Below are 12155 nucleotides of genomic sequence, written 5' to 3' on the forward strand. Positions count from 1 at the left end.
GTTAGCAAAGGGGTACCTATGGAATCGGTCAACCGCTTCGGTGGCTCGGACATTATCTTGGAAACCGGGCCGGAGACCGTCCGCTGTTTCGGGCGACCGCGGAACGCGATGGCGGTCGCGGTGGGGTTGGGGGTGCTGGCGATGACCGTGGTGCCGGTCATCAAAAGCGCTAAGCCGATGATCGCCCGCGCTATTGGCGGACGCGGGTTCCGCGAGGATGACGTCACGTTCCTGACCATTGCGTTGTTGCCGTTCGTGCTCGTGCTGATCGTCCTGACGTTGGTCTACCGTCGGCGCCGCATGCGGCGGGGGTTCGAGATCGTCAACGGTATCGTTACGCTCTACACGCCCGACTCGGCGATCGGCCAGCATGTGCTTGAACGGTCGCAACTGGCCGGCGCCGAACTGGTGCGCTCGGCCGGTGGGGTCGACTTTCGCGTCCTGCGGCGAAACGGGCAGCCGATCCCAGTCTTGATCGGCTACGCCGCCGACGTCGTTGGCCCTGCGGTGGACGCGGTGAACCGGCTCGTGGTCGACGATCGCGTGGCCGGGTTCGAGGTCATTCCCCTGGCACGATTTGCCCCGCCAACCGCTGCGCCAGCGGACGATCCTCCGCTATAATGTCAGGCGTATGTCCGACCTCCGCGAGCAGTTGCAACAGCACTTCGGCCTGGACGATTTTCGTCCGTCGCAGCGCGCGGTTATTGAAGATGTGCTCGCCGATCGCGACGTGATGTGCGTGATGCCGACCGGGGCGGGAAAGTCACTCTGCTACCAGTTGCCGGCTGTGGTGAAGGGTGGGCTCACGGTGGTCGTGTCGCCGCTCATTTCGCTGATGGAGGACCAGGTTCAGCAGTTGCGCGACGAGGGCATCAACGCCCTGATGCTCAACAGCGCACTGAACGGCCAGCAGCAGCGCGAGGTGATCGCGACGCTCCACGACGACTTCAGCGGCCTGCTCTACGTGGCGCCCGAGCGATTCTGGTCGGGCAACTTCCTGCCGATGCTGGCGGCGCTGAAGCCGACGCTGTTCGCGATCGACGAGGCCCACTGTGTGAGCCAGTGGGGGCACGATTTCCGTCCCGAATATTCCCGCCTTGGCGAGGTGCGCGAGAAGCTCGGTTCGCCCGCCACCATCGCGCTCACCGCCACCGCGACGGACGATGTTCGTCAAGACATCATCCACCATTTGAATTTGCACGAGCCGCGCGTGGTGGTGACCGGGTTCGACCGCACGAACCTGCTGTACGAGTCTCGCCGGGTCGCTAAGGCGGCCGAGAAGGACGGTGAACTGCTGAACCTGCTACGGCAGGAAACGGGCAGTGGCATCGTCTACTGTTCCACGCGCAAGAGCGTCGACGAGGTGACCTCACTGCTGGCGGGGCGGCTCAAGGACCGTCCGATCTTCGCCTACCACGCCGGCATGGATGCCGCCGCCCGCACGGCCAACCAGGAACAATTCATGCAGACGCCGCGCGCCGTCGCGGTGGCCACCAACGCGTTCGGCATGGGCATCAACAAGCCCGACATTCGCCTGGTCGTTCACTACAACCTGCCGGGCACGCTCGAGGCGTACTACCAGGAGGCGGGCCGTGCCGGTCGCGACGGGCAGACCAGCCGCTGCGTGATCTTGTTCAGCTATCAGGATCGGTACACGCAGGAATTCTTCATCGATAAGATCGGGCAGGACAGCGAGATCGACCCCGCCACGATCGCCGACATGAAGCGGCACGCCACCGAGAAGCTCGAGTGGATGATCAAGTATGCGCAGTCGCACCAGTGCCGCCGGCAGATGATCCTCGACTACTTCGGCGACGCGGTGGCGGCCACGAATTGCCGCTGCGATGTCTGCCGGCGCAGCTCGCCCGACGCCGACGAAGCCCTCGCCGCCCAGCAGGTGGTGATTCCGGATGAGGTGACGCTGCTCGTGCGTCAATTGCTGTCGGCGATCGCGCGGCTGCGCGGCAAGTTCGGCGTGGGCGTCGTCGCCGACGTGCTCGCCGGCGCCAGCAACGAGCGCATGCAAAAGTGGGGGCTGGAGTCGTTATCCGTCTTCGGGCTGCTGCGCGTTTACGGCGCCAAGCGCATCGTGGCGATGCTGCACCGCTTAATGGAAGCCGGCCTGGCCCGCCAGAAGGACCCGGACGGCGTGAAGTTCCGCCCGGTCGTCGAGCTGACCGCCGCCGGCATCGTCGTGATGAAGGGCGAGCAGCCGCCCCCGGCCCCGCTGATCGACCTGATTCCGCGCGGCGCGGCCAGCAAGTCGTCCAGCGGCCCGCGCACGCTATCGCACAAGGGTCCGCCCATCCGCCAGTTGGAAGATGGCCGCACGCTGGAGTTGGTCGAGGTGCCCGAGGACGAGATGGACCCCGACACCGTCGAACGCTTCGGCCGCCTGCGCGCGGTGCGCACCGAACTGGCCAAGTCGCGCCAGTTGCCGCCGTACTGCATCGTCAACGACGCCACGCTGAAGCAGATCGCCCGCCAGATCCCACCCAACCTGTCGGCGTTGCAGAGCATCAAGGGCATGGGCCCGCACAAGATCAAGATGTACGGCGACGTCCTACTGCAGGCGCTGCACGAAGCGTAACACACCTACGGTGAAAGGAGCGGCCATGATCGATCCCACCACACCGCAAGGCATCGCATTTTGCAGGACGACCGAAGAGTACCTCACCCGGTTGGCTGTTGAAGTACGCGCTACCGAGGCCGCGGCCTTCTTCGTGAATGACGGGAACCTTGACACCATTACGCACGTTCGAGCCGGTACCTATACGCCTGACCTCGCGCAGCGCGCGATCGATAATTTCAAGGCGATCGCGCAGGGCGCGGTTGATCGCAAGGAGTGTCAGGCGAGGGAGATCGTGGCGCCCGGCCAAGGCACCCACCTTCAATTTTGCCTCGTGCTCCCCCTCCCGGCCGCTGATGGCAGTATCGTCAGCGTTTTCACGTTCATCGTGCGTGCCGAATCGCGTGAGGCCGCGAACAAGATGCTGGGAGCGTTAAGGGTGCCGGCGCCTCGCGTCTGAACGCGGGTGTCACCTCCCCTTGGAATAAGAACGCTCACTACCGCTTCACACATAGCGACCCAACGCGATGCGCGTTAGAACGGCAAGCATGCCCAAGCCCATCGTTGTCATCGGGTCGGTGAACATGGATCTCGTCTGTCGCACGCCGAGCATGCCGGCGCCGGGCGAGACCATTCTCGGCAGCAACTTCGTCACCGTGCCGGGCGGCAAGGGGGGCAACCAGGCGGTGGCGGCGGCGAAGCTGGGGGGCGACGTGCACATGGTCGGGCGCGTGGGGGACGACGACTTCGGCGCCCGCCTGCTGAACGGGCTGAAGCAGCACAAGGTGAACGTCGACCACGTCACCGTGTCCGAAGGAATCGCCAGCGGCATCGCGATGATCTTGGTCGACACAAAGGGGGAGAACTCGATCGTGGTCGCGCCCGGCGCCAACGCCAAGGTGTCGCCGGCGGACGTGGACGCGGCCGAGGACCTGATCGCGGGCGCCTGCTGCGTCATCATGCAGTTGGAGATTCCGCTGGAGACGGTGAAGCACGCGATCGCGCTCTGCCAGCGGCTGGGCGTCACGACGATCCTCGATCCCGCGCCGGCCGTCGCGAACATGCCGACGGCGTTGTTCGGTGTGGACGTGCTGACGCCGAACCAATCGGAAGCCGAGATCTTGCTGGGCCAGGACCTGACGCACCACGTGACGAAGAAACGCGTCGTCGACCCGAAGCAGATCGCCAGCGAACTGCTGGCGCGCGGGCCGAAGAGCGTCGTGCTGAAGCTGGGCGCCGCCGGCGCGATGGCGATGGACCGCGACGGGGAGATCGCCAAGGCCAACTCGTTCAAGGTAAAGGTCGCCGACACCACCGCCGCGGGCGACGCGTTCACGGGTGGGCTGGCGGTTGCGCGCAGCGAAGGGGCGGACATAAACACCGCGTTGCGCTTTGCCACGGCCGCCGGTGCGCTGGCGTGCACGGGGTTTGGGGCCCAAGCGGCGCTGCCGACGCGCGTCGCGGTCGAGAACCTCGTGAACGGGTAGGGCGGGGGCGCGAGCGCGGTACGGGCTCTTCTGCTAGACAGGCATTCCAAGGCGATGACTTATTGTCCTGCTCTGGTCCCCTCTCCCGCGTACTCGCGGGGGAGGGCTAGGGAGGGGCCGCATTTGGACAGGTCCACAATCAGGCCCCCACCCCAACCCTCCCCCGGAGTACCGGGAGAGGGGACCGGATATCACATCCTCACGGGCGAGGTGTCTCCATCATGTGCCCTGCAACGACCGCGGCGCGCAGCTTTCGACCGATGAGGATCGTCCGCCATACTTGCGGGCGGAACATCGAGGCCATTCCGCGCGGGCTGGTGAGCAGTACGCCGGTAGCGCTGGCGAACTTGCCCGCGGCGCGCAGCGGGTGGACGGCCTTTGCTAGACTCGCGGCTTCGCCAATCCGCAGGTTGATCAGTTCCAGCTTGCAGTACGCCGGCAGGCCACCGGCACCGTGACGAACACCGAGTTGGCGCAGTTCGCTTAGCCGATCCATGCCGCCGGTGGCGCTCTTGTTGGCGCCCACCCAGCGGTAGTGCGCCAGCTTCTGCGGCAGATACGCGAATCGCCCGCCGGCGGCGGCCAGGCGCAGCCAGAGGTCGTAGTCCATCGCGTAGTGCAGCGTCACGTCCAAGCCACCCACGGCGTCGAATGCCGCTTTTCGGAAGAAGCAGGCCGGCTGCACGATGAAGTCGCTGTAGTGAATCAACCGGTGATGGCTCCAAGGCTCCACGTGGGCGCAGTCGGCGATGAAGCGGTCGTCTACGTCGATGTAATCGGCGTTGCCGTAGACGACGTCGACCTCCGGGTTGGCCGCGAAGTACGCGCCGATCGACCGTAGCGCCCCGGCGGCGTAGGTGTCGTCGGAGTTCAGCCAGCCGATGATCTCGCCAGCCGCCTTCGCGATGCCCTTGTTCACCGCATCGCTCTGGCCGGCGTCCTTCTCGACGATCGCGGTCAGCTGGTCGGCGTACCGTTGCAGAATCGCAGGCGTCTCATCGGTGGATCGGGCATCGCAGACGATGTACTGCAGGTCCGGGTAGTCCTGCGACAGCACGCTGAGGATCGTCCGCTCGACGTACCGCCCCTGGTTGTACGACGGCGTGACGACGGTGATGGACGGGAGGGTGGGCATGGTGAACGTAACAAATGAGATCGCGCTGCACGGGGCTCAATTTCCTCTTGGGTGCCACGCGTTGCCGGAGTGGCCTTCATATAGCCGCCGGCTTGCCGGTGGTCCCTCTGCTCTTCAACGCGAAAAGAGAAGACCACCGGCAAGCCGGCGGCTATATGGATGCGTCATTCCACCCGCCCGCGCTTGCGGCACACCAGCATCAGCGAACTGCCCAACGGAAACGTGCCGATGCGCAACCACGGCGATTCCAAGCTGAAGATGCTCAACAGCGCCCGGTCGACCTTCGGATTGCCGAACTTCAGGTCGTGCCCCGTATCGCGGCCGCGCAGGTTCTTGGCCTTGCGCGCCAGCCAGATCATCGGCAATAGCAGCGACGAGAAGTACGTGCTCGACAGCGTCTGCCAGCGGTGCCCGTCAAACAGTCGTCGCAAAGTTCGCTTCGTGTACCGGCGATAGTGGTGGTTCACCACGTCGTGCGGACCCCACAGGCTCATGAGCGCTGGCACCGTCACCAGCACGATGCCGCCCGGGCGCAGCGCGCGGTAGACGGCCTCGATGGCCGGCTCTTCGTGTTCCACGTGTTCGACCACGTCGCACAGCGTGATGAGGTCGAACGTGCCCAGTTCCGAAAAATCCCAACCGCGTTGCACCGTTCGCACGTCCAGTCCCTTGGCCCGGCCGCGCTCGACGTTGTGCGGGTCCAGGTCGACGCCGACCTTGTCGGCGATCGTGTCGTTCGCCGCCAGCAGCACGCCACTGCCACAGCCAACGTCCAGCCAGCGCGAATCCGGCCGCGCGTGCTTGGCGATCGCCTGCAGGATGATCTTCCGCCGGGCGACGAACCACCAGTGGCGCTTCTCGAAGGCTTCGTACTCGTGCAGGTAGGCGTCGTCCATGCGATTTTGAAAACGGTCAATGACGAATAACTGCCGAGCCGCTATTGCCCGTCATCCCGATGGGAGCGGAAGCGACCTGAGGGATCTCGAACCACGGATGGCTCGCAGCTTGGGAGATGGGTCAGGTCCCCAAGGCTCCGCTTGCGAAGACACGTTATAAGCGTGCGGCAGCGTTCAATTGTTGTCAGTCCCGCTACTTAACCTTCATCCTTACTCTTCTTCAAACTGACCACATACAACGGCCGGCCCTTGCTGGCCTCGAAGATCCGGCCGACGTACTCGCCGAGCATGCCGTTGCTGATGAGCACGGCACCACCGATCAGGCACGAGACCACGACCTGCGACGTCCAACCCGGCACGATGAACTGCCCCGACAGCTTCGCCGCCAGCGCGTAGATCGCCACGCCCAAGCCCGCCAGCGCCACTGCGATGCCGAGGCCAAGACTCACGCGGAGCGGCAGGGGGGAAAACGAGATCGCGCCAGTCCACGCCAGCTTCGCCAGCCGCCGCCAGGGATACTTGCTTTCGCCTGCGGCCCGCGGTGGGCGGGCGTACTCGACGGCGGTCGAGGGGAAGCCGAGCCAGGCGACCATCCCGCGCACGAAGCGGTGCGTCTCGCGCATCTGTTGGAGCGCGTCGAGCGTCCGCCGGGAGATCAAGCGGAAGTCACCAGTGTCGGTCGGCAGGTCGGCGTAGATGAACGCCCGCATGAAGCGGTAAAACGCCCAGCCGGCGAGTTTCTTCGTGACCGGTTCACCCTCGCGCCGTAGTCGCCGGCCGTAGACGATGTCGTAGCCCAGTTCGTACTGGCGCACCATTTGCGGAATCACATCCGGCGGGTCCTGCAGGTCGGCGTCGATGACCACGATTGCATCACCTGTCGCGACATCGAGCCCAGCGGTGATGGCGGCCTGATGGCCAAAATTGCGGGCGAGCCCGATCACCACCACGCGCTTGTCCTCGTTGGCCCAGGTCAATAAGGCGTCGATCGTGCGGTCGGTGCTGCCGTCGTTCACCAGAACAATCTCGATCGCATACGGCTGCGCAGCGGCCCAGGCGGTCAGGTGATCGCGCAGGATCGGTACGACCTCCTGCTCGTTGTAGACCGGGATCACCACCGACAACAGTGCCGGCGCAGGTCGCGGGATGAGCGGGTGATAGGTCTGTGCCATCGCCAATGCATCTGACCGGTTCGCAGGATGGGAATCAAGTTTCCATGCAAACCAGAGCACCGCGGGCGGCACGAAATTGAAGGCTTTTGAGAAATCTTACAAACCGTCCTGTGCGGGCGGTGTCGGGTAGGGCAGAGGGTTGAACGACCATGTGATAACCGGAGCGCCATCATGTCTCGAATCGCCTGGATCGCGGTGCTGTCGTCGACGTCGTTGCTCGCCAGTTGCTCTCCCCGCGACGGCGCGTCGAACCCACATCACCGCCACTCGAGCTACTCCGCGTACGAATACAACCAGGAAGCCCAGCGGCGGGCGAACATCGCCCGGATGCACCGTGAGCGGGCTCGGCAAGACGAACTGACACGCGAGCAACCGGCCCGCCGAAACCCCTACGGCGACGTATCGCGCGGCCAAGTTACGCCACCACCGCCACCGCCGGCGGTGACACCTTACCCCAATCACCGGGCTGAGCCCTCGCATCCAGTGCCCCCGTCGCCGGGGAATGGCTTGAACGACCCTCCGGTCGCCGTGCAGCCACCGCCACCACCGGAGCACATTTACGTGCGACCGCCCGCCGAACGGGTGTACGTTTACCCGCCTGGGTACGACCCGAACCGCGGCTACCCGCACAAGCGCCACGACTACGACGATCGGCATTACGACCGTCGGCGGCCGTATCATCCGGTCCAACCGAGCGATCCCTACCGCCACGGACGACAGCGTGACCGTGACTACGGACATGGCCGCGACCGTGATCGTGACGGCAAAGGCAGGACGCCCGTGCCGACGCCACCGCCGAAGGCGCAGCCGGCGGAGCCCGCGCCCCCACCCAAGCGACCCATATTTGTTGTGCCCGATGAGCCAGCCCGGCCGTTCGTCGGGCCGCTAGAGGGACCGAAACTGTACCCCCAGCGGATCACTCCATCTCCTGCACCGGCACCTGCGCCGGAACCTGTGACGCCCGCACCTGCGCCTGTAGCGCCCGCTCCTGAGCCCGCTCCCGTTCCCCTGCCCGAACCGGTAGCGCCAGCCCCTGCGCCAGCTCCTGAACCACCCCCGGCCCCACAACCGCCGCCGCGGTCGGTCGAGCTATCGCAGCCTCCTGCACCGGTAGTGGGGCCGTTACGGGAACCGTCGCTTCGCCCGGAACCGGCGCCTGCTCCCGCTGCTCCACCACCACCGGCACCTGAGGCAACGCCGGAACCGCGTCGCGAGGAACCGACGGCCCGCCCGCGGCCCGAGCGGTCGGAGCGCAATAAGTCCAACGAGCGCGTTCGACCGGCCAACCGTCGCGATTGATCGTGCGATCCGTCTCATGTGTCGGCCGGTCGATGTGAAGGTTTCGCGCGTTCGCAAGGTTCCACAGTCGCAAGGGCACGGCTATGATCGCCCGTTGCCCTTTACAACCCCGAACGCGAGGAACCGGACATGTCGCTGAAATCCCTTGTCGCCAGTGGAACCAAGCTGTGGCTCGATAGCGTAGACCCCGAACTCGTGCAGAAGAACCGCGCCGCCGGCGCAACGGGGGCCACGAGCAACCCGATCATCATCTCCGACATCCTCAAGACCGGCTCGCGCGACGAGAAACTCGGCGATTTGCTCGGCAAGGGCTTGGACGACGACACGATCGCCTGGGAGATGACCGACGGCCTCGTGCGCGAGGCGCAGCAGGTCTTCGCGCCCGTGTGGCAGCAAACCAACGGCAACGATGGTTACGTCAGCTTCGAGCTCGACCCGCTCCTGGAAGACGTGGAGAAGCCCGTACCGCCGGAGGAAAAGAAACGCCGGTACATCGAGCTGGGCAAGAAGTGGGCCGCCGGTCATACCAATCGCATGATCAAGGTGCCGGCCACCGAAGGGGGCCTGGCGGCGCTGGAGGAACTGGCGGCGGCGGGCATCACGCTGAACGTCACGCTGATCTTCTCCGAGCGGCAATACACCATCGCCCGCGACAACGTCTGGCGCGGCGCGCAGCGGCGCAAGGACGGGCTGGCGAAGTTCAAGAGCGTCTACAGCATCTTCGTGTCGCGCGTCGACGTGTACACCGAAGCGGAAGTCCCCGACCTCTCGCCCGCAGCGCAGGGCATGGTGGGCCTCGTGAACGTGAAGCGGCTGTGGAAGATGAACCAGGAATTCTGGGCCGACAAGAACCTGCCCCTGCAGCAGGAGATCATCTTCGCCAGCACCGGCACAAAGAAGAAGTCCGACCCCGTCGACAAGTACGTGGCCGCGCTCGCCGGCAGCGATATCCAGACCAACCCACCCGGCACGAACGACGCCGTCGACAAGTTGAACAAGACCTACACCCGCCAGGTCGACCAACTGCCCCCGCAGGCGGTGCTGGACGAGATCGACGCGAAGGTGGATATCGACCAAATGGAAAAGACCCTCATGAGCGAGGGCACGAAGAAGTTCGCCGACCCGCACAAGGTGCTGCTGAAACAGATCGCCAGCAAACGGGCCGAGCTGGCTCCGGCGAAGTGAAACCCACGAAAAGGGGACATCCAAAATATCCACGCCCGACCGTCGACGATCCAACACCGCCCCCGGGTATTCTGGATGTCCCCTTTGCTGGCCCCTGCGGGATAACGGAATGCCGTTGAGCGGCCGCGGCGGCGCACACGCGACGCTCGACCGCAAGTGAAGTATACCGCCGCCGCGGTCCGCTCCAATGGCGGGTTATCCGTCACTCGTACGCCACGAGACAGTAGGGCTTTCCGTACGGGATCGACTCACCGTCGGCATTGAAGTACGCGACGATGGTTCCCGCGACGAGCCGGTCGCCGACTTTGAGCTTCGGCTTTGATGACAGATACCCTGGCCCGTTGAGCAACAAGAGGCACGAGCCATTGCCGTCATGACAGCGGGCAAAGGCAGTGCCCTGAGGGACAAAGGTGCTCCATACATTGTCGATCCAGGCGTCGAAGACGATCGCGCCGTCTCGCAATTGGCTGGCGTCGAGTTTGGCTTCGCAGGAAAAGGGCATGTGCTGGATAACTCCTATTATCCTGACCGGCGGCGCCGATTAGCATGCCGGCCGGGGTCGGGACGATGGGTTGACTAACGCGTGCGTCGCACGGGGTTACGGGCCAGGGCCCCGACGGACGGGACGATGAAATGCCTGGCCGGCGCACGGCCGTTGGAACGATAATCGGCGCGGGCGCGGGGATTGTCAAACGTCGGGGCGTTGGGGTGGGGGCGGATAAGTCTTGTAGGGTCCGCTGGTACTCCTGCGGACCCTCTTCGCTCGAACGATCAATCTACGCGGCGCATCGTCTCGACCGTCCGGTCCCGTTGCGGTAATGATATCACGTCCTGCCGAACGATCGCCGCGCGTATCGGCCGGGGGGCACGTTTTTCTTCACGCTGGTCACCTATCGGCGGGCGCGGTTCCTCTGCGATGACGTTGCGCGCGACCTGCTTCGGCGGGCGATCGCGGACTGCCGGGCCGTGTCGCGCCGTTCGAGGTGGATGCGTTCGTGTTGCTGCCCGATCACCTGCACACGATGTGGACGCTGCCCGCGGGCGATGCGGACTTCTCCAAGCGGTGGATGCGGGTCAAACGGTCGTTCACGCGCGCGTGGGTGAGGGCCGGCGGGCAGGAGGGAGCCGTTAGCGCGTCCCGTCGCCACAACCGCCGGGGAATAAAGGGGTCGGGGAATAAAGGGGTCGGGAGTCGTTGTTGTCGACAATCAAAGACTCCCGACCCCTTTATCGACTGTTAAGCTCAGCAATCCACGCGATCGGGATGCAGTACAACGGAAGCCCGCAGAAACTGATCCAGAGCCACGGATTACCAGCGAGCACCGACCACCCGTCAGCCAGGCGAAAACCTAGTGCAAGGACAATCAACGGAAAACTGAGGCAGACCGCGACATACCAGATTGCCAGAAACCGCCCGGCCACCTTGAGCCGCTGAGAGATGCGTCGTCTGTGCTGCATAACGGATCTGCCGTTCACTGGCCGCGGCCGCGCCGACGACCATTCGAATCGCGGTAAACGTCCCGCGGCCGCGGTCCAGTGCAGCAGCGGCGGGTTAGTCGGTGGCCGAGTCGCCGTCGCCGTCGTCATCTTCGGGGCGGTTGTAGATGCCCGAAAGCCGCGGGAGCCGCTTGGACATCTCGACGTCGTTCTCGAACTTCCAACGCTTGCCGATCAGCTTGTGCTTCATCTTTTGGGTCGGCATCTCCCCGCCGCTCTTCTCCTGGAAGACTTCGCGCGCGACGTACAGAAACTGCTCGCCGCCCTCGTCACGCTTCTCGTCTTCCTCATCATCTTCCGGGTTCGCGAAGTCGGCGAGCGTGTCGGGGTTCGTGATCGCAGCGAGGTAAGCGGAGTGGCCTTGAGCAACGAGCCAACCCCGGAAGTAGAAGAAGCCGTCGTCCGAGCAGCCGCCCTGCATGAGGAAGGCAGCAGCCCACAAATCCCACATGTACGCGTGGCCGAGTTGCCGGTTGAACGCCTGCTCGAACGCGATCAGCTTTTCGGGCGGGAACGAACGCAGATCCTTCCGGACCGCCGCTTCGAGCCGATCCATGTTGCCCTTCGTCTTGCGACGCCCTCGGGCGATGATGTTCCAGAACTCTGCGTCGTCCACGGGCGGCTCCTCCACCGCATAACTACTATTATATCGTCCCCGTAGACGTATTATCCGCCGCCCAAAGCGGCTTCATCTCAGGCAGGATATATCGCCTAATCGCTGGCCGCAATCAAACTGTTGTTGCATGATTGTTTGGGCGATGGTAGGTATCTGCGATGAAGCTGCATCAACAGTTCGTTCGCGTCGCGGCGAGGGAGCGGTTGGCGGGAAACACGGTCGACGTGTACTGGATGTGGGTCGATCGGTTCCTGCGGTTCCACAAGCGGGGCGACGACTGGCGGCACCCGCGCGAGCTG

11 protein-coding genes are annotated in these 12155 nt (G+C 64.7%); 5 read left to right on the forward strand and 6 right to left on the reverse strand.

From position 1 onward, the window contains the following. Nucleotides 1-18: 18 nt before the first annotated feature. The 4 genes from VGN72_16705 (at nucleotide 19) to rbsK (ending at nucleotide 4056) form a co-directional block, all read left to right on the forward strand. Nucleotides 19-621: a hypothetical protein gene (locus VGN72_16705; GenBank protein HEV7301010.1), complete on the forward strand. Its 603-nt coding sequence runs from the start codon at nucleotides 19-21 to the stop codon at nucleotides 619-621. A 10-nt stretch (nucleotides 622-631) separates the two neighbouring features. Next, nucleotides 632-2590 (forward strand): ATP-dependent DNA helicase RecQ, encoded by a 1959-nt coding sequence (locus VGN72_16710; GenBank protein ID HEV7301011.1) that lies wholly within the window; start codon nucleotides 632-634, stop codon nucleotides 2588-2590. Nucleotides 2591-2615: 25 nt separating this feature from the next. Continuing rightward, nucleotides 2616-3029, forward strand: coding sequence for a hypothetical protein (locus tag VGN72_16715; protein HEV7301012.1), 414 nt, complete (start codon nucleotides 2616-2618; stop codon nucleotides 3027-3029). 88 nt (nucleotides 3030-3117) lie between these two features. Then, a complete protein-coding gene (gene rbsK / locus VGN72_16720; protein ID HEV7301013.1) occupies nucleotides 3118-4056 on the forward strand; it encodes a ribokinase in 939 nt (312 codons plus the stop codon). 199 nt (nucleotides 4057-4255) lie between these two features. Here rbsK and VGN72_16725 read toward each other — a convergent pair whose 3' ends face one another. The 4 genes from VGN72_16725 to VGN72_16740 all read right to left on the reverse strand — a co-directional run bounded on the left by VGN72_16725 (nucleotide 4256) and on the right by VGN72_16740 (nucleotide 8637). Continuing rightward, complete coding sequence (locus VGN72_16725; GenBank protein HEV7301014.1) at nucleotides 4256-5191, reverse strand: glycosyltransferase family 2 protein; 936 nt, start codon at nucleotides 5189-5191, stop codon at nucleotides 4256-4258. A 164-nt stretch (nucleotides 5192-5355) separates the two neighbouring features. Beyond that, nucleotides 5356-6087, reverse strand: coding sequence for a class I SAM-dependent methyltransferase (locus VGN72_16730; protein ID HEV7301015.1), 732 nt, complete (start codon nucleotides 6085-6087; stop codon nucleotides 5356-5358). Between the two features lie 197 nt (nucleotides 6088-6284). Beyond that, the gene (locus VGN72_16735) at nucleotides 6285-7259 is read right to left on the reverse strand and encodes a glycosyltransferase family 2 protein (GenBank protein HEV7301016.1); all 975 of its coding nucleotides are present in this window, start codon (nucleotides 7257-7259) and stop codon (nucleotides 6285-6287) included. 916 nt (nucleotides 7260-8175) lie between these two features. Next, nucleotides 8176-8637, reverse strand: coding sequence for a hypothetical protein (locus tag VGN72_16740; GenBank protein HEV7301017.1), 462 nt, complete (start codon nucleotides 8635-8637; stop codon nucleotides 8176-8178). 50 nt (nucleotides 8638-8687) lie between these two features. Between VGN72_16740 and VGN72_16745 the strand changes: the two genes are divergently transcribed. Next, on the forward strand, nucleotides 8688-9743 hold the full coding sequence (locus VGN72_16745; GenBank protein ID HEV7301018.1) for a transaldolase family protein: 1056 nt from the start codon (nucleotides 8688-8690) through the stop codon (nucleotides 9741-9743). A gap of 202 nt (nucleotides 9744-9945) precedes the next feature. Here VGN72_16745 and VGN72_16750 read toward each other — a convergent pair whose 3' ends face one another. Both VGN72_16750 and VGN72_16755 read right to left on the reverse strand, forming a co-directional pair. Beyond that, on the reverse strand, nucleotides 9946-10245 hold the full coding sequence (locus VGN72_16750) for a hypothetical protein (GenBank protein HEV7301019.1): 300 nt from the start codon (nucleotides 10243-10245) through the stop codon (nucleotides 9946-9948). A gap of 1050 nt (nucleotides 10246-11295) precedes the next feature. Next, entirely contained in the window at nucleotides 11296-11856 is a 561-nt protein-coding gene (locus VGN72_16755) for a DUF4240 domain-containing protein (protein ID HEV7301020.1), read from the reverse strand. Between the last annotated feature and the right edge of the window lie 299 nt (nucleotides 11857-12155).

This window comes from Tepidisphaeraceae bacterium (genome assembly GCA_035998445.1).
GTDB lineage: Bacteria > Planctomycetota > Phycisphaerae > Tepidisphaerales > Tepidisphaeraceae > DASYHQ01.